General features: G+C 71.0%; 17 protein-coding genes. 8 read left to right on the top strand and 9 right to left on the bottom strand.

Translation table 11 applies throughout. The features are described from left to right. Positions 1-24 precede the first annotated feature (24 nt). The gene (locus VF139_01045; protein ID HEX6849964.1) at positions 25-1,872 is read right to left on the bottom strand and encodes a TonB family protein; all 1,848 of its coding nucleotides are present in this window, start codon (positions 1,870-1,872) and stop codon (positions 25-27) included. Positions 1,873-1,996: 124 nt separating this feature from the next. Here VF139_01045 and VF139_01040 point away from each other — a divergent pair, with 124 nt between their 5' ends. Then, positions 1,997-3,193, top strand: a complete 1,197-nt coding sequence (locus VF139_01040; GenBank protein HEX6849963.1) for a metallopeptidase TldD-related protein — start codon at positions 1,997-1,999, stop codon at positions 3,191-3,193. A 259-nt stretch (positions 3,194-3,452) separates the two neighbouring features. Next, the gene (locus VF139_01035) at positions 3,453-4,532 is read left to right on the top strand and encodes a hypothetical protein (protein ID HEX6849962.1); all 1,080 of its coding nucleotides are present in this window, start codon (positions 3,453-3,455) and stop codon (positions 4,530-4,532) included. Here VF139_01035 and VF139_01030 read toward each other — a convergent pair. From VF139_01030 to VF139_01020, 3 genes are read right to left on the bottom strand one after another with little or no spacing between them, the layout of a single operon-like run. Next, complete coding sequence (locus VF139_01030) at positions 4,518-5,492, bottom strand: phosphotransferase (protein ID HEX6849961.1); 975 nt, start codon at positions 5,490-5,492, stop codon at positions 4,518-4,520. The genes VF139_01035 and VF139_01030 overlap by 15 nt on opposite strands. Positions 5,493-5,497: 5 nt before the next feature. Continuing rightward, positions 5,498-6,562, bottom strand: coding sequence for a sugar phosphate nucleotidyltransferase (locus VF139_01025; protein HEX6849960.1), 1,065 nt, complete (start codon positions 6,560-6,562; stop codon positions 5,498-5,500). Between the two features lie 5 nt (positions 6,563-6,567). After that, the gene (locus VF139_01020; protein ID HEX6849959.1) at positions 6,568-7,134 is read right to left on the bottom strand and encodes a class IV adenylate cyclase; all 567 of its coding nucleotides are present in this window, start codon (positions 7,132-7,134) and stop codon (positions 6,568-6,570) included. Between the two features lie 63 nt (positions 7,135-7,197). Between VF139_01020 and VF139_01015 the strand changes: the two genes are divergently transcribed. The 6 genes from VF139_01015 to VF139_00990 are packed head-to-tail and all read left to right on the top strand — an operon-like array spanning position 7,198 to position 12,161. Continuing rightward, complete coding sequence (locus tag VF139_01015; GenBank protein ID HEX6849958.1) at positions 7,198-8,478, top strand: beta-ketoacyl-[acyl-carrier-protein] synthase family protein; 1,281 nt, start codon at positions 7,198-7,200, stop codon at positions 8,476-8,478. Between the two features lie 5 nt (positions 8,479-8,483). After that, positions 8,484-10,196, top strand: a complete 1,713-nt coding sequence (lnt, locus tag VF139_01010; GenBank protein ID HEX6849957.1) for an apolipoprotein N-acyltransferase — start codon at positions 8,484-8,486, stop codon at positions 10,194-10,196. Next, positions 10,096-10,770, top strand: a complete 675-nt coding sequence (locus VF139_01005; protein ID HEX6849956.1) for a creatininase family protein — start codon at positions 10,096-10,098, stop codon at positions 10,768-10,770. The genes lnt and VF139_01005 overlap by 101 nt, the downstream gene beginning before the upstream one ends. Continuing rightward, positions 10,767-11,534 carry a CPBP family intramembrane glutamic endopeptidase gene (locus VF139_01000; GenBank protein HEX6849955.1) on the top strand — a complete coding sequence of 256 codons (768 nt, stop codon included), beginning with the start codon at positions 10,767-10,769 and terminating at the stop codon, positions 11,532-11,534. The genes VF139_01005 and VF139_01000 overlap by 4 nt, the downstream gene beginning before the upstream one ends. Next, complete coding sequence (locus VF139_00995; GenBank protein HEX6849954.1) at positions 11,510-11,947, top strand: BrnT family toxin; 438 nt, start codon at positions 11,510-11,512, stop codon at positions 11,945-11,947. The genes VF139_01000 and VF139_00995 overlap by 25 nt, the downstream gene beginning before the upstream one ends. Then, a complete protein-coding gene (locus VF139_00990) occupies positions 11,916-12,161 on the top strand; it encodes a hypothetical protein (GenBank protein HEX6849953.1) in 246 nt (81 codons plus the stop codon). Before VF139_00995 ends, VF139_00990 begins: the two co-directional genes overlap by 32 nt. Before the next feature lie 7 nt (positions 12,162-12,168). Here VF139_00990 and VF139_00985 read toward each other — a convergent pair whose 3' ends face one another. From VF139_00985 to VF139_00965, 5 genes are read right to left on the bottom strand one after another with little or no spacing between them, the layout of a single operon-like run. Continuing rightward, positions 12,169-12,843: a response regulator transcription factor gene (locus tag VF139_00985; protein ID HEX6849952.1), complete on the bottom strand. Its 675-nt coding sequence runs from the start codon at positions 12,841-12,843 to the stop codon at positions 12,169-12,171. Then, the gene (locus VF139_00980) at positions 12,840-14,855 is read right to left on the bottom strand and encodes an ATP-binding protein (protein ID HEX6849951.1); all 2,016 of its coding nucleotides are present in this window, start codon (positions 14,853-14,855) and stop codon (positions 12,840-12,842) included. The genes VF139_00985 and VF139_00980 overlap by 4 nt, the downstream gene beginning before the upstream one ends. A gap of 7 nt (positions 14,856-14,862) precedes the next feature. Then, complete coding sequence (gene cysW / locus VF139_00975; GenBank protein ID HEX6849950.1) at positions 14,863-15,681, bottom strand: sulfate ABC transporter permease subunit CysW; 819 nt, start codon at positions 15,679-15,681, stop codon at positions 14,863-14,865. Positions 15,682-15,685: 4 nt separating this feature from the next. Continuing rightward, positions 15,686-16,501 carry a sulfate ABC transporter permease subunit CysT gene (gene cysT / locus VF139_00970; GenBank protein HEX6849949.1) on the bottom strand — a complete coding sequence of 272 codons (816 nt, stop codon included), beginning with the start codon at positions 16,499-16,501 and terminating at the stop codon, positions 15,686-15,688. A 3-nt stretch (positions 16,502-16,504) separates the two neighbouring features. Next, positions 16,505-17,494, bottom strand: a complete 990-nt coding sequence (locus VF139_00965) for a sulfate ABC transporter substrate-binding protein (protein ID HEX6849948.1) — start codon at positions 17,492-17,494, stop codon at positions 16,505-16,507. Between the last annotated feature and the right edge of the window lie 136 nt (positions 17,495-17,630).

Here is a 17,630-nt window from a genome sequence, read left to right as displayed (position 1 = left end):
GGCGTGTAAAGCGACCGGGGACGATCAGAGCTTGAAGCGGACCTGCTCCGGTCGCCACACGCGCACGGGAACGCCGTCCTTTTCCGCCGGCTTGTACCGCCACGCCCGCGCGGCGTTCATCGCGGCCTCGTTCAGGTCCGACCCGGCGATGCCGCGAAGGAGGCGGACGTCCACCACGCGGCCGGTCTCGTCGACGAGCACCTCGAACACGACGGTCCCCTCCTGGCGGCGGGTGCGCGCGAGCGTCGTGTACTCCGGGGCCGGCTTGTCGAGACCGATCGGAAGCGTGTCCGCGTCGTTCAGCGACACGAGGTCGCCGGCGCGGATCGCGGGCTTCGGCGGCGCCGCGACCGCGATCGCCGGGGCCACCGGGGCGACGGCCAGCGACGGGTCGTCGAGGGTTTCGGACGCGGGTGCGGAGGGGACGTTCTCGGCGAGCGCCGCCGCCGGTGCGGGTACCGTCGGCGCCGCCGCGGGTCCCTGGGGTTTCTTGGCGACGGGGTTCTGCGGTGCAGGAACCGGAGGGGGCACGGTCGCCGCGGCAGCCGGCGCCGGCTCCGGGGCGGGGTTCGGGGGTCGAGCGGGAGCGTCCGAAGCCGAAACGGGAGGCGGGACGATCGCGGCCGGGCCGGTGTCGGGGGTCGGCTCCGGGGCGACGGGCTGGGAGGCCAGGGCCGGTGCGGCGTCGGCCGCCGACGGTGGCGTCCTGAAGAACGCGAAGTAACCCCCCGCGGCGAGTCCCGCCACGGCGAGGACCCACACCCAAATCGGGAGGCCGCGTTTGGGTGCCTCGTAAGTCTCGGTCAGCGGAATATCGACGTTCGGGAGCGTCGCGACGACCGGCGCCTTGGCAATCTCGACGACCGGGGCGACGGCGGAGGAGCTCCGGGAGAGCTCGGGAACGGGCTTCGGCGGCGCCGGGTCGGTGGCGACACGTCCCTTCCGTCGGGCGCTGCGCCCGGCGTCGAAGTCGAAGACCTGAGCTTCGGGTCGCGGCGTGGCGATGTCGAGATTCGTCGTGTCCGTCCCGAGATCGTCCGGGAGGCCGTCGACCTCCGGCATCGGGGGGAAATCCGCAAGGATCTCCGCGGCGACGTCCCGGATCGGCTCGACGAGCGGGGGCTCGGCGACGGCGATCGAGCTCACCTTCGGCTCGGGGACGGGGTCGAGATGGCCGACGGCGTGTCCCGATTCCCACGACACCTCGGTTGGAACCGTCGGATCCGACGGGAGCAGGGCGTCGAGGCGCGCGGAGATCTCATCCTCGGTGAGGTCGCTCACGACGGAGGAACTTCTCGCCGTGGCCTGTGCCGGGGGCTTAGGGACCGAAGGGGGGGCTTTCGGCCCGCCCAGGGACTCGTCGATGATCTCGAAGAGGTCGGGGTCGTCGCCCGCGAAGTCGACCGGTGGCGGCGCCGCGGCGCGAGGGGCGGCCGGGGCGGGGCTGGGGACGGGGTGCGGCGTGCTCGCCGGCGAAGCGGCGGGGCGTTCCGGCCGATCGGCGAGGAAGCGTTTGACCGTCTGCACGATCTGGTCGTCGGTGAGAGGCTTTTCGAGGTACTCGTCGGCGCCGTGAATGTGCATCGCCTGCGTGCGATAACGGCGACCCTTGTAGACGCCGGTGGTCACGATCACGGGGGTACGTTTCCCGTTCGCGGACTTCTTGATCTCCTGGCAGACCTCGAAGCCGTGCCGCTTCGGCAACATCGCCTCGACGATCACCGCGTCGGGCTGGAGGCGCTCGAATGCTTCGAGTCCTGCGGCTCCGTCCGTCGCGACCTCGACGCGAATGCCCGCCTGCTCGAGCGGCCGGCGCATGCGCTCGATGCTGCGAGGCTCGTAGTCGATCAGGAGTAGCGTATAGTTCGACATCCGGCGACCCCGTGGACCGCGTGCGGCGTGACCCTCGACCTCGCCGAACGTCCGGAAAGACTCGCGCAGTCCGCGGAGAACATAGGGTTGGCCTCGCGGCCTTTCAAGGCGGGGAGCCGGGGCCTTGAACGTTCGAAACGGCGCGGTTTTCGACGATCCGTTCCTTCAACGGATCCAGGACGCGGCGGCCGGGTTGTCCCCGGGCGGACACGTCTTCCTCGAGCAACGCCACGACCTCACTCTCGAGGGAATCGGGGGCGAGCCACTTCGCTCGAGGCTCGCGACGTCGTCGGGTTGGTGCCGGGCCGAGGGCGCGAACCTGACCTTCCAATCCGACCCGCACCCGTCGGTTTCGGGTGGCGCCCCGGACCTCGAGGGGGCGCGTCGATGGACGGAGCGCCTCCGGGGCCTCGCCGGGCCGGACGCCCGCGTCACGTACGTCGCCACCGATCAGCGGATCGGGATCGGCCGCCCCGGGGTGCCCCCCGCCCAGGACCGCAGGCGCGGGAGCCGAATCCGTCTCGAGGTCCGACTGAGGCAGGGGGGAAGCGCTGTCGCTGATGCCGTCTGGCGGCCGGGTCGGGAACCCGACCTCGAGCGGTTCGCTCGAGAGACCGTGGCCCGGGCGAAGGCGAGAGGGGGGGCGGTCCCGGCCCCGGACGGCGTGATGCCCGTCGTTCTCGCCCCGGGGGTCGCCGGCATCATCGTCCACGAGCTCGTCGGTCACGCGCTCGAGGAGGACGTGGTGAGCCGCGGCGGGTCGTGGCTTGCGTCGAGGACCGAGGAGGTCGGCCCCAGGGGCCTCCGCATCGTCGACGACCCCCGAAGGGGTCGGGTCCCGTGGAAGATCGACGACACCGGGGAAGCGGTCGTCCCGATCTCGCTCATCGAGGAGGGGCGCGTCGCGCAGCGACTCGGCGCGGGACGACTTCGCCGGTCGTCGTTCCCGGAGCCGCCACGACCTCGGATGGGATGCACGTTCGTGACGACGGGGAGCGACCGCGCGGAGGATGCGCTGATCGGGGTGACGTCGGGGTTGTTCGTGCGCCGCCTGGAGGCGGCATCGGTCGACCCTCGAACCGGTCGCGCCATGTTCCGCGTCGTCGATGCCGATCTGATCCGCGACGGTGCGATCGTAGAACCGGTGCAGCCGTGCCTGCTGTCGATGACGGCGGCGCAGGCGCTGCGCGGCTTTGATTGCATCGCGGACGATCTCGAGTTCGACACCTGCCTCGGAACGTGTTTCAAGGATGGTCAACCCCTGGCCGTGAGCGTCGGCGCGCCGACATGCCGACTAGGGTTGGTCAGAGTTCACGCGTGACAAGAAATAGAAGGTTGTCAATCACTTCGATCCCTTTCCTCGCGGCATGGCGCAGAGAAGCAACGCGTTGACCTTATTCGCACCCTGGTCGTCGTCACCCCTGATCCTCGAGGCTTCGCAATGGCTCGAGCGAGCGAGGCTCTCCGCGCGTGGATCGCGCGTCGAGCTCTTCATCCGCGAGTCGACGCGAGTCCGCGCGTCGCACTCGGGGCGAGGTATCGAGACGATTCGAGGCACCGAGTCGGGCGTGGCGGTCCGCGTGCGTGATCGCGCCCGACGAGGCGAAGGGTTCGCGGTGGGGACCTACGCCGCCGACGCATCGTCGGTCGAGCCCCTCGTGCGGCGGGCGCTCGACGACGCCCTTCACGCTCCCGCCACCACGTCGGCGTGGCGTGACGAGTCGGTGGAACGGGTCGACGTCGAGGTGGAGTCGGAGCTGCCGTCGACCGAGGAGCTCGCGGAGTGGCTCGCGCGGGCGTGGGGGTTCCTGGCCGAGCGGGTGAGCGATGCGCGTGCGCCCTCCCCGCAGCCGAATGCCTGGGTCGAGACGGCGGTCACCTGGGAGCTCCTGCTCGACGACCTGGGGACCCGTGCGCTTCGCCGGCGCAGGAGGGCCTGGGCGATGGCGCTCTTCCGCGGGCGGGCACTCCCCGACGCCCCGGAGCGACCCCGGTTTCTCGTCGCCCGGGACTTCGCCTCCCTCGATGCCGGGACCTGGGCCGAGGACTTCGACGCGTCGCCGGGATCGACCCGCCTTCCGGAACGCCCTCCTCTGCTCCCTTGGGTGTTGACCCCGCAGGCCGCGGCCCAACTCGTCCCCGCCGTCGCCGCCGTCCTCCACGCCCCCGGGACGCGACCGGGCGGTCGGGTCGGGGCCGGATGGCGCCTGTCCGACGATCCACTGCAGGCGCGGGGGCTCGTCGGCGGGACGTTCGACGACCTCGGATTCGACGCGGGCCGACTCGCTCTCGCGGAGGATGGGGAGGTCCTGCGGGCGCTCGACGGGCCGGGGACCTTCCGGCGACCCTCCTATCGCGACCGCCCCGAGCCTCATCCCACAACCCTCGTGCTCGACCCCCCCGAGGTCGGTCGCCCCGAGCGGTTTTATCGGGTGCAGGCGATCCGACTGCACCCCGTCCGGCGGGACCGCTGGATCCTGGAGCTGGACGGGTTGCGCCGGGAGGGAGAGTCCCGGGGCGAGGTGTTCCAGGGCGCCCGCGCGGAGGTCCACCCGCACGCCTTGGCGGAGGCCTGCGTCGGCGGCGTCGGGGCGGCGCGTCCGGCCGGCTGGGGGGTCGTGACGCCGGGGCTGGTCTTCGAGGGGCTACGTTTCGAGTAGGCGCGCCCTCTCCATGGCGTGCACGAGCGTGGCGGGGACGGAGGAGGTCGGCAGAAGCCGGGAGAGCCTGCGGACGGTGCGCGGAATGGCCTCCCGGTAGCGGTCGCGCCCGAGACGGTGGACCTGGTAGCCGAAGGTCCCGAGCGCCTTGATCATCCGCTGCGCGGCGACGATCCCGAAGCGCGAGCGGAACGCGCCAGGCTCGGGAGGATCGGGAAGCCCGGTTCGGTATCGCTCGCACAACTCGACGACCAACTCCTCGTCGAGGTCGACGTAGGCGTCCCGAAGCAGGGAGGCCAGGTCGTAGGTGTCCGGCCCCCAACGGGCGTCCTGGATATCCACCATCGCGAGCTCGCCGTCCCGGAGGACCATCAGGTTGCGGGCGTGGTAGTCGCGATGACAGAGAACCCGCGGGCTGGCCGCCGCGACGTCGGCGAGTTGACGCAGCGACTCGACGAGGGCCTCGTCGATCGACTCGGCGCCGCGGAACCCGCGAACGTAGTGCTCGACGAAGAAGTCCATCTCGAATCGGAACTTCTCGGAGTCGAGGGCGGGGCCGGCCGCCCGTTCCGAGCGTCGCAACGCCCGCGTCCCCCGTTCCGCAATGGCGACGGCGAAGTCGACGGCGCGCCGGTAGAGGTCCTCGACCTGGGAGCTGGAGGCGCCGGTCAGGGCGATCTCGAAGGTCCGGTCCCCCAGGTCCTCGAGGACGAGGCAGCCGGGGTCGGGAGCGACGTGTTCGATCGACGCGATCCGCAGCCCCGCCTCGTGGAACACCCGCGACAGTCGCACGTCGTCGGTCTCCCCGGCGAAGGGGGCGCCATAGTCCATCACGATCCGCGTCGCCTGCTCGGGGAAGAGGATCCTCCAGAACTTCCGGGTGGAGGCGTCCCCGGCGAGGCCCCGCCAGCGGAGGCGGGGGTAGGCGTCCTCGAGCCAGGCGACGAGCTCCGGACGCATCCCGCTCACGCGAACCTCCGTACGAGGAGTCCCGAGACCCTCTCCACGCCGGGGGGGACGGCGGATCCGTCCCCCGGGTCGGCGCAGAGGAGAGCGTCCTGGATCGAGAATCCCGCGGGAATCTCGGCTCCGGGACCGACGACGACCCGCTCCAAGCGCGCCTCCGGGCCGATCCAGGCCTCCGGAAGGACGACGGAATCGACGATCCGGGTCCCCGACCCGACGCGCGCCGCCAAGCCGAGGGCCACGCGCCCTCTCAGGCTGGCCACCGGGTCGGCCGCCTCCGCACCGGCGCCCATCGCCACCCGCGCGTTCGGGAACTCCCGGATCGGATCGGGCTCCGCGAAGCGGCGCAGCTGCGAGAACGGAAGGTCCAGCAGCTGCAGGGAACCGTCGAGGTACTCCCGGGGCGTCCCGAACTCGAGCCAGTGCCCGCGGTGGATCCAGGCCCCCAGCCGCCCTTCCGCCACCAGCGGCCGGTACACCTCCCGGACGATGTCGCTCGGCCGACCGGAAGGAAGCCGGTCGAGGATCTCTTCCTCGATGAAGTGGAGGCCGGTGAACGTCCCCCGGAAGCGGCTCGACCCGGCGGGCGCCGGCGGCTCCCCTCCGATCGAGCTGACGCGCCCGGACGCATCGACGTCGAGGGGGGTATACCCAGGCCGCTCGGGGACGAGCACCAGGGTCGCGGGAAGCCCCGACCGGCGATGCGCCTCGAGGGCCCGGTCGATGGGGATGTCGCTGAGGAAATCGCTGTTCCGAACGAGGATCGTGCCGTGACCCCGCAGCGTCCGTTCGGCGTTCTTGAGGCCCCCCCCGGTGCCGAGGATCGTCCCGCGTTCCTCGAAAAAGGCGAGCTCCTCGAACCCGGCCGGGACCGCGGCTTCGGCGACCTCCCGGACCCGGTCGGGGAGGTGGTGCAGGTTGATCGCCAGGGAACGCACCCCGGCGGCGGCGAGCCTCGAGATCACCTGCGCCAGGAGCGGCCGACCGAGAACCGGGATCGCCGGTTTCGGCACCGTGCGCGTCAACGGGAGCATCCGCTCGCCGAGGCCGGCGGCGAGCACCATCGCCCTCACGGCGCCGCGCTCTCGAAGACGAGGTCGGCGAGGGCGATCCCGCGCTCGCGCGCATGACGCACCGCGAGATCGCGGTAGGTGTCGGTCACGTAGCGATCGGGGGGAATGCCGAGCCGGGCCGCCGCGCGATCGATCGCGTCGGGCTCGCCTTCGAGCTCGACCCAGCAGCCGATCGGCGTTTCGTCGAGCATCGCCTCGACGTCGTGGAGCCGGTAGGTGGTGCGGTACTTCTGGTAACGCCACGCGACGCGGTAACCGAGGCCTTCGAGCAGCCGGTGCGCCGCGTCGGGATCCCCGACGACGGTCTCGTGTTCGACGCGCGCCTTGTGGCGGCGCTCCCCCTCGACCGGCCCCTTGAAGGTGATCCGCCCGCCGCCGTCGTCCACGCGCAGTCGCAAGACGAGCCCGTCCCGCTCCAGGGAACCATCCCCGCGGTCGTAGATCCGGTTGTCCTCGAACGAGCGCGCCACCTCGAGGCGGGCCCCGGCGCGGCTCAGCGCCTCCCGCGCCGCGCGGGTGGACTCGAAGGGCAGCTTCACTTCGGTCTCGCGTGACGCGGACATGCGCGGATGTTAGCATCCGGCGTCTTTCCTGCGGTTTTTCCTCCGGCGCGAGGTTCCCTCTCCTTGAACGAGCGCGTCGTCCTCACCGGAATCGGCATCGTCAGCCCGATCGGCATCGGCCGCCGCGCCTTCTGGGAGGGCGCGCTCGCCGGGCGATCGGGGGTGATCCGACCCGGCCACCCCTGGCTCGAGGAGACCGACATCGCGACGAAGATCGCGGCGCCGGTGCGCGGATTCGATCCGGCGACCCTCGGCCTGCCTCGCCGACAGGCGGCCCTGCTCGATCGCGTCAGCTGGTTCGCGATGGCCGCCGCGCTCGAGGCCGTCGAGGACGCCGGGCTCGGACTCGACGGAGGGGACCGGCCGAGGCTTCGTGAAGTCGATCCCTCGCGGGCGTGCGTCGTCCTCAGCTCCGGGATCGGCGGGCTGACGACCCTCGAGAACAGCCACGCGACCTGGCGCCGGACCCGCACCCGCGTCGGCGCGCGTCGCCTGGGCCTCCCGATGGTGATCCCCAACGCCCCCGCCGCCGAGGTGGCGATCCGGCTCGGGGCCCGCGGGGAGTGCAAGTCGATCGCGACCGCCTGCGCCGCGGGCACGATGGCCGCCGGCGACGCCTGGAGATTGCTGCGCGACGGCGAGGCCGACGTCGCCTTCGCGGGCGGTGCGGAAGCGCTCGTCGACGACGAGGACGCCTTCGCGATGCTCGGGTTCGACCGGCTGCGCGCGATGTCCACCCGCAACGACGAGCCGGGGCGGGCGAGCCGTCCCTTCGACCGGGAACGCGACGGGTTCGTGCTCGGCGAGGGGGCGGCGGTGCTGGTCCTCGAGCGCGAGGCCCACGCCCGCGCCCGCGGCGCGCGCCCGTACGCGTCGATCGTCGGGTACGCCGCGAACTGCGACGCCGTCTCGATGGTCCAGCTCGACGAGACCGGCGCGACGATCGCGGACCTCGCGCGCCGCGCCCTGCGCTCGGCGGATCGTGCGGTCGACGAAGTCGAACACGTCAGCGCGCACGGCACCTCGACGATCCCCAACGACCGGACCGAGGCGCGGGCGCTCCGGCGCCTGTTCGGGGAGCGCACCGACCGCGTGCCGGTCACGGCGTTGAAGTCGATGACGGGGCACGCCATCGCCGCCTCGGGGGCGATGGAGATCGCGGCGCTCGCCCTGGCGCTTCGCGAGGGGCGCGTCGCGCCGACGATCAACTACGAGAACCCCGATCCCGACTGCCCGGTGGACGTGGTGGCCGGCGGGCCGCGCGAGCTGCGGCCGCGCCTCGCCCTCAAGATGTCGTACGGCTTCGGCGGGCACAACGCCTGCCTCGTCGTCGAGCCCGTCTGACGCCGATGACGCTCCCGCGCTTCGGCTCCCACCCGTGGAAACTCCCGGCGGTCTCGGGCGTCGCGCTCGCGGTCTCCTATTTCTCCTATTCCCTCCCGATCCTGAACTTCGTCGCCCTCGTGCCCCTGCTCGCCTGGATCGACGCGAACCTCGAGGGCGACTGGAAGCGCTGGCGCCGGGGGGGAGCGGTCTTCGGGCTGACCGTCAACGTGCTCATCCTTCACTGGATGGTCTCGATGCTCTGGATCTCGTCGTTCGGCCTCGGCGCCTGGTTCGGCCTGGCGGCGATCTTCGGCACCGCGACGACCTGCGTCGTCATGGCGCTGGCCTGGGCGCGCCGCGCGACGGGGTGGAGCTTCGCGTTGCTCCTCCCCGCCTTCTGGCTCCCCGTCGAGTGGGTCCAGGCGCAGGGCGACCTCCGGATGACCGCGCAACAGCTCGGCCACACCCTCGCGGGAGCGCCGTTCCTCGTGCAGTTCGTCGACCTCACCGGGCCCTACGGCGCGGGGCTGTTCGTCCTGGTCACCAACGCGCTGATCTACGAAGCGTGGCGCACGCGGCGGCGCGGGGCGTGGCTCGTCCTCGCCGCGATGTGGATCGCGGTTCTCGGCTACGACGCGTGGGCGTGGAACCGCACCTTCGGCTCGGGGGAAACGCTGCGCGTCGCGTTCGTACAACCGAACATCCCGCTCGCCACGAAGATGGACTCCGGAACGGACGAGGCGCAGGGGCGGATCCTCGACCGGCTGACGCGCAGGGCGGGTACGTCGGTTCCCGACCTGATCGTCTGGCCCGAGACGGCGCGCCCGCTCGCCGTCTACCACGACCCGACGCGCCCGCAGACGTACGCGATGCCCGAGGTGCAGCGGCTCGCGCGGGAGTTCGGCGCGACGATCCTCGTCGGCGTCGAATACGTCCGCTTCGAGACCGAGCGCGACTACAAGGTCTGGAACGCCGTCATGGTGGTGCACCCCGACGGCACGCTCGACCCGGCATGGACCGCGAAGGTCTATCTCGTGCCGTTCGTGGAGGGGGTCCCGTTCCGCCCGATCCTCGGCCCCATCCTCGAAGGGAAGAAGGGGGCGTTGCGCTGGATCGCCGGCGGATTCACGCCGGGTCCGCGCGGGGTCGTCCTCCCCGCCGCCGGAACGAAGATCGGCGCGACCGTCTGCTTCGAGGAGTTGTATTTCGACCTCAACCGCGAGCTGCGCAACGCCGGCGCACGCCTCCAGGTGATCGCGACCAACCATGCGTGGTTCCGCCGCACGTTGTTCCAGCGTTACGCGGCGAACACGGTCCGGATGCGCGCGATCGAGAACCGCTCGTCGTTCGTCCGCGCGGCGAACACGGGGATCTCGGGGTTCGTGGATCCGCACGGGCGGTTCCTCGAGGAGACCCCGCTGTTCGAGGAGGACCTGCGCGTCCTCGACCTGCCGCTGGCCGGAGACCCGACCGTCTACGACCGGATCGGCGACGTCGTCGCGTACCTTTCGATCGCGCTCGGCGCGGTCGTCGTCGTCGTCGCCCGAAGGAGGACCCGCCGTGAGCCGCCACCACCTGAATCACCTGTCGTGGATCCAGTTCCGGGAGAGGGTCCCGAAACAGACGGACCTGGTGATGGTCCCGGTGGGGACGGTGGAGGCGCATGGAGCGCTCCCCCTGGGGACGGACACGCTGATCCCGGAGAACCTGGCGGAGATCCTCGCTCCGAAGTTTGACGCGTTGATCGCGCCGTCGATCCCCTACGGCGTGACCAACTCGCTGCTTCCGTACCCCGGCTCGACGACGGTTTCATCGGCGACCTTCCGCGCGTACCTGCTCGAGGCGTGCGCGGGGCTCGTGGACGCCGGATTCCGGCGCGTGGTGATCCTCAACGGCCACGGCGGCCAGTCGAGCGAGGTCGCCGACGTCGTCGCGCGCCTGTGGAACGAGAAGAAGGCGTTCGCCGCCGCCATCGAGTGGTGGGGGATGGCCGCCGACGCCTCGAAGGCGGTCTACGGCGAGCGGACGTCCGGGCACGCGGGGGTCGAGGAGAGCGCGATGGTGATCGCGATCGATCCGACGCTCGTGGATGCGAAGGCGCTGGTGAAGGCGCGACGCGTGCCGCGGCGCTTCGGCGTGCGCACGCGCCCCTTCCCCGCGACGATCATCCTCGACAAGCCGGAGCAGAACGGGGACGGGGCGCCGGATCCCGATCCGAAGAAGGCGAGGAAGTTCGAGGGGGCGGTCGTGAAGGAGATCGAGGTCGCCTTGAACGAGGTCTTCGAGGGGTGGGGGGAATTGGGGAGGTGAATGACGCGTCGGTCGAGGCGGTTGGCGCAGAAACGCTCCGACTCACGATCTACTTCGCCGCGCTCCTCGTCGTTGGCTGGTGGATCCGGCGACGCGACATGACGGGCGCGGGGCTCGGGCCGGCGGCCGGCCTCTGGTCGATAGCGCTGGCCACGAGCCTGTCGTCCTATCTCCTTCAGTTTGCCGCGTTCGCGTTGCTTCCTCCGCTAGGGGCGGCGGCGGTCACCCACGTTCTCCTCAAGCTCTCCTCGCTCGCGTTGTTCGTGATCGCCGCCCGCTCCGGCGGCGCGGAGGCGATCGAGCGCTGGTTCGGGCTCGGGAGGATCCCGCACCTGCCGTGGCTCGTCGCGGGCCCGTGGTGCGCGCTTATCGCCGTGTCTGCATGGCAGGGCAATCTCATTACCTTGGCGATCGACCCCTTCAGGGCGATGGGATTGACACTCGCCGCTGGGCTGCCCTTCGAAGGGGTGGTGTGGGGCGGGCTCGCGGCGCTGGCGGTTGTCGCGGAGGAAGCGTTGTTCCGCGGCGCGCTCTTCGAGCTTCTGCCGCCCTCGTGGAGCGGCTGGCGCGTCGTAGCCGTTTCGAGTGCGGCGTTCGGCCTCATCCACGGGCCAACCGGTGCGGCGCTCGTCGCGTTTGCGTTCGGCCTGCTTCTCGGCGCCCTTCGGCTGCGAACGAAGACACTCTGGCCCTGTGTCGTGCTGCATCTGGTTTGGAACGTCTGGTCTTCTCGATCCTGGTGGTTTTCCGACTTCGGGGCCTAACGTGCCGCCCCCGAACGTCCGCCCGCGGACACGGTGCTCAAGGGAACTGGGCCAATCCGCACTCGGCGTGCGACTTGCGCGCTCCGCGAGATCGGACACGGATCTTGCTCGTCTGCGCGGGCGTGCGATTCGAATGGGACGGAAGGAAGGCCATGCGGAACGCCGTGAGGCACGGGGTGACGTTCGAGGAGGCGCTCACCGTCTTCCTCGATCCGCTGGCTGGGACCGTCGGGGATCCCGACCACTCGGAAGGGGAAATCCGCTATCTGACGGTCGGCTTCGCGGCGACGGGCCGACTCCTCGTGGTGTGCCATACTCTCCGGCATGACACGGAGAGGATCATCAGTGCCCGCCTCGCCACGCGCCACGAGAGGAGGCGGTATGAAGAGCAAGGCTGCGTCTCTGGAAGATGACATGCGCGCGGAGTACGACTTCGACTTCTCCAAGGCCGAGCGCGGGAAGTACTTCCGCCGCATGCTGAAGGAAGGCTCCAACATCGTCGTGCTGGAAGCCGACGTCGCAAAGGTCTTTCCGGATTCTGCATCGGTGAACGAGGCCCTTCGGGCGCTGATCCTCGCCGCGGGACCGGTGCGTCGTCGTGTTCGGAGCACGCGCAAGCCGGCCTGAACTCGGCTCAGGTCGATTTCAGCTGATACCCCACCCCCGGCACCGTCACGAGCCGCCGGGGATCCGCGGCGTCCTTCTCGATCTTCCTCCGCAGGCGATGGACGAGCTGCTTGAGCAGCTGCTTGTCGCCGACCCCGCGCGCCCCCCAGATCTGGCGGCTGAGCGCGTCGGCGTGCAACGGCTTGTCGGAGCTGGCGAGCAGCAGCTGCAGCAGGCGCGACTCGAGGGAGGTCAGTCTCACGGCCTCGGCCCCCGCCACCCGCACCTCGTGCGTGGACAAGTCGAGCACGAGATCCCCAGCCTCGAGGTTCCCCGGCCGCTCGGCGCCGCCCCGCCTCAACAACGCGCGCACACGGGCCAGCAGCGTCCTGGGGCTGAACGGCTTCGTGAGGTAGTCGTCGGCGCCGAGATCGAGGCCGCGGACCTGGTCCTCCTCGCTCGAGCGGACGGTGAGCATCATCACGGGGACCGACGTCGTCTCGCGCAGCTTCTCGAGAACCTCGAAGCCGGAGAAGTGCGGCATGTTCACGTCGAGGACGACGAGGTCGGGGCTCTCGTTGCGGAAGGTGTCGATCGCGGCTTTGCCGTCGTGAGCGGTGACCACGGAGTACCCCGCTCCCCGCAGGGCGTAGGCCACGAGCTCGGCGAGGTCGAGGTCGTCGTCGGCGACGAGGATCTTCATGTCGGCAGGACGATACACATCTTCGCGCCGCGTTCCACCGTCGCGGCGTAGATCCGCCCCCCGTGCCGCTCGACGATCGAGCGCGCGATCCAGAGGCCGAGGCCCATCCCGCTCTGCTCCGGCTCCTCGCCGGCGCGGCGGACGAATCGCTCGAAGACGGTGTCGTCGTCCCCCTCGGGAAGGCCCGGCCCCTCGTCCTCCACCCAGAGGGTGACGCCGGAGGGCTCGACGGCGCCCCCGATCCGGATCGTCGTTCCCTCCAGGGCGAACTTGTTCGCGTTGGCGAGCAGGTTCACGACGACCTGGACGAGGCGCGGGGCGTCCCCGACGACCGTGGGGAGGGGATGGGGGAGCTCGACGAGCACCTGTTGGCGGCGCTGGTCGAGCAGCGGGCGCATCGACTCGACCGCCTCCTCGACGACGGCGTCCAGGTCGACCTCGGCCTTCCGGATCCCGCGCTCCCCGGAGTCCAGGCGCACGCTCTCGAGCAGGTTGTCGATGAGGCGCGTGAGGCGCAGCGCGCCGCGCTCCATCGAGAGCACGAGCTTGCGCGCCTCGTCGAGCGGGAGGTCGCCGATCCGGTCGCGCAGCAACTCGATCGACGCGAGCTGGGCCGCGAGCGGGGTCCGGAACTCGTGCGAGATGTTCGCGACCACCGTGTCGCGCAGGCGCCGTGTCGTCTCGACCTCCATCTCCTCGCGGACCAGCTGGATCTGGCTCCCTTCCACCGGCGGGGCGCTCGTCACCACGATCGTGAGCTTGGTCCCCTCGCGGGGCTCGAGGTACTCGACCGCGCGGGCGCGCCCTCCGGCGCGCGCCTCCAGGATCGGGCAATGCTCCTCGCAGGGCCGGACGCCGTCGGGGCCCATCGGCCGGAGCACGTCGCCGCAGAATCGGCCGAGCGCCTCGTCCGGCGTGATCCCCAGGAGCTTCGCGGCGCGCGGGTTCAGCAGGCGGATGCGACGCTCGCCGTCCACCGCGAAGACGCCGTCGACGATTCCCGAGAGGACCGCGTCGCTCTCCGCGCGACGCCGGCCGAGCTGGCGGCTCTGCTCCAGCAGGCGCAGGCGCATCTCGTCCAGGGCGCGCGCGAGCGAGCCCAGCTCGCCGCCGGCCACGGACGGAACCGGGGTCTCGAGGTCGCCCAGGCCGATGCGCTGCGCGGCTTTCGTCATCTCCTCGATCGGACCGGCGAGGTAGCGGCCCAGAAGGAAACTCCCGGCGACGGTGAGCGCGAGAACCCCGAGCGCGATGCGGCGCACGTCGCGGACCCAGCGCTTGCGCTCGGCGATCGCGCGATCGAGGGGGACCTCCGCCTCCGCGATGCCCACGATCGCGCCGGCGCTGCGGACGGGAACGACGGCGACCAGCGCGCGCTCCTCGCGGAGCTTGCGGCTGGTCGATTCGCCGGCCTGCAGCGCGGCCTCGCGGAGGGGGGAGCGGGGGCCGAACCCCTGGCGCTCGATCGCATCGCGGCTCCAGAGCCGGACGGAGGCGTCGTTCGTCGGGGTGATCGTGTCCGAGACGAGGACCGCCGCCCCCGGATGGCCGGAGACCTCGGCGAACGAGGTGATCCGGGCGGATCGCTTCGCGTCGTCGAGCGTCAGGGAGACGCGGACGCGGCGGTGGGCGAGCGCCAGGAGCTCGTCGGGGACCGCCCCGCCGGCCGCCCCGACGATCGCGCCGTCCACGATCACGGCGCACAGGTCGAGGTGCGAGGTCCGCCGGAAGGTGTCGAGGACGCGCTCGAGCGAGGCGCGGTCGCGGCTCGCCGCCAGGGCCCTCAGCGTCGGGCGCTCCGCGAGGAGCTCGGCGTCGGTCGCCAGGGTGTCCTGCTCGCGTTGGAGGGCGTTCACGGCGTCCGCGGCGCCGACGCGGGCCGAGGAGAGCGCCTGCTCCTCCGCGATCCTCCCGAGGACGCGCGACGCCGACCACGACACCGCGCCGATCGCGAGCACCAGGAGCGCGGTGCTCAGGAGGATCAGCAGGAGACTCAATCGCGGTGCGCGCAAGCGGACCTCACTTCACCCGCGGGCGCCGCTCGCCGCGCCACGCGAGCCAGGACTGGACCCCGAGCGTGGCCAGCGCCAGGAGCGTCAGGAGCGACGCGGCCGCGAACGCCGCCGTGAACTGGTATTCGTTGTAGAGGATCTCGACGTGGAGGGGAAGGGTGTTCGTCCGGCCGCGGATGTGGCCCGACACGACCGACACCGCGCCGAACTCCCCCATGGCCCGTGCGGTGCACAGGATCGTCCCGTACATCAGCCCCCAGCGGATCTTCGGGAGGCTGACGAGGACGAACGTCTTCCAGCCGCTCGCCCCCAGGGTGAGCGCGGCGTACTCCTCCTCGCTCCCCTGCGACTCCATGAGCGGAATCAGCTCCCGCGCGACGATCGGCGCGGTGACGAACATCGTGGCGATCACGATCCCCGGGAGGGCGAAGACGATCTTCCAGCCGCGGTCGATGAGGAACGATCCGAACAGCCCCTGGGCGCCGAAGAGCAGGACGAAGACCATGCCGGAGATGACGGGCGACACGCTGAAGGGCAGGTCGATGAGCGTCACCAGGAGATTCCGTCCGGGGAATCGGAACTTGGCGATCGCCCAGGCGGCGGCGAGACCGTAGAGCACGTTGAGCGGGACGGCGATCGCCGCGACGGTGAGCGTGAGCCGGATGGCGGCGAGGGCGTCGGGCTCGGTCACCGCCGCGGCGTAGACCCGCAACCCCTCCCGCAGGCCGTTGAAGAAGACCGCCGCGAGCGGCACGAGCAGGAACGCGGCGAGGAAGGCGATCGCGATCGCCGTCAGCGCCCAGCGGAACAGCCGCGATTCCTGCATCGCCCTAGCCTTCGAGCTTCTCCTGCCGCAGCGTCAGGCGGTTCGCCGCGAGCAGGAGCGAGAAGGAGGCGAGGAGGAAAACGAACGCGATCGCCGCCGCCCCCGCGTAATCGTATTGCTCGAGCTGGATCATGATCAGAAGCGGCGTGATCTCGGACTTCATCGGCATGTTTCCGGCGATGAAGATCACCGAGCCGTATTCGCCGAGGCCGCGCGCGAAGGCGATCACGAATCCCGTCAGCGCCGCGGGCATCAGAGCCGGCAGCACCACGCGCACGAAGGTCACCGCGCGACCGGCCCCCAGGCTCGCCGCCGCCTCCTCGATCGCCGGGTCCAGATCCCGCAGCACCGGCTGCACGGTGCGGACGACGAAGGGGAGTCCCACGAACACGAGGGCGGCGACGACGCCGAGCGGGGTGTAGGCGACCTCGATCCCGAACGGCACGAGCCAGCGGCCGATCCAGCCGTCCTTCGCGTACACCGCGGCGAGCGCGATCCCCGCGACGGCCGTCGGCAGCGCGAAGGGCAGGTCGACGATCCCGTCCACGAGGCGCTTCAGCGGGAAGGTGTAGCGCTCGAGGACCCAGGCGAGCAGGACCCCGAAGACGAGGTTGACGAGGGCCGCGGCGAGCGCGGCCCCGAAGCTGAGGCGGTAGGCGGCGAGCGTCCGGGGGGAGGTGATGATGGCGACGAACTGTTCCCAGGTCATCGAGAACGTCTTCAGCACGATCATCGACAGCGGGATCAGGATCACCAGACACAGGTAGGTCAGCGTGAACCCCATCGACAGCCCGAACCCGGGAAGCCGCCGCCTCGCCATGGGTCAGCGTCCCGCCTGGAAAACCTGATCGAAGGTGCCCCCGTTCGCGAAGTGGGTCTGCTGCGCCTTCGCCCAGCCCCCGAAATCGCGATCGATCGTGAGCAGCTCCAGTTTCGGAAACGACGCGGCCGCCGCGGGGTCGTGCGCCCGGTAGAAGTGCTTCGCGGCCAGCGCCTGACCCTCCGGCGTGTACAGGAACTCGAGGTAGGCCTTCGCCAGCTCGCCGGTCTTCCGCCGCGCGACGACCTTGTCGACGACGGCGACCGGGGGCTCGGCGAGGATGCTCAGCCGCGGGTAGACGACCTCGAACCTGTCCTTCCCGCCCGGGAGGTTGTTCACGACCAAAAGCGCCTCGTTCTCCCACGAGAGGAACACGTCGCCGATCCCGCGCTCGACGAAAGTCGTCGTGGCGCCGCGCGCCCCGGTGTCGAGGATCGGGACGTTCTTGAAGAGCGCGCTCAGATAGGAGCGGGTCTTCGCTTCGTCGCCGAACTTGCGCTGCGCCCACCCCCAGGCGGCGAGGTAGTTCCAGCGCGCCCCCCCCGAGGTCTTCGGATTGGGCGTCACGACCGCCACCCCCGGGCGCGCGAGGTCGTCCCAGTCCTTGATCCCCTTGGGGTTCCCCTTGCGGACGAGGAAGACGATGGTCGACGTGTAGGGCGACGCGTTGCGGGGCAGCCGCTTCTGCCAGTCGCGCGACAGGAGGCCGGCGTTCGCGATCGCGTCGACGTCGTAGGCGAGCGCGAGGGTCACCACGTCCGCCTCGAGGCCGTCGATCACCGAACGCGCCTGCTTGCCGGAGCCGCCGTGCGACTGCTGGACCTCGACGTCCTGCCCGGTCTTCGCCTTCCACGTCTTCGCGAAGGCGGCGTTGACGTCCTTGTAGAGCTCACGCGTCGGGTCGTAGGAGACGTTGAGCAGGCCGATCTTGTCGGCGCCCTGCGACGCTCCGGCGAGGAGCAGCGCGGCGAGGATCGAGACGATGCGCTTCATCGGTGTGCCTCCCCGGGGTCTAGAACGCCACCTGGGCGCGGGTGATCAGGGCGGTTTCGGAGGGTCGATCGGCGCCGGCGGCGGCGCCTCCCTCGAACGACGTGTGGTGGACGTCGAGCACGAACTTCACGTTGCG

This window comes from Candidatus Polarisedimenticolaceae bacterium, assembly GCA_036376135.1.
Lineage (GTDB): Bacteria > Acidobacteriota > Polarisedimenticolia > Polarisedimenticolales > DASRJG01 > DASVAW01.
Note: the sequence above shows the minus strand (reverse complement) of the source record. Positions and strands in the feature narration are given on the sequence as shown.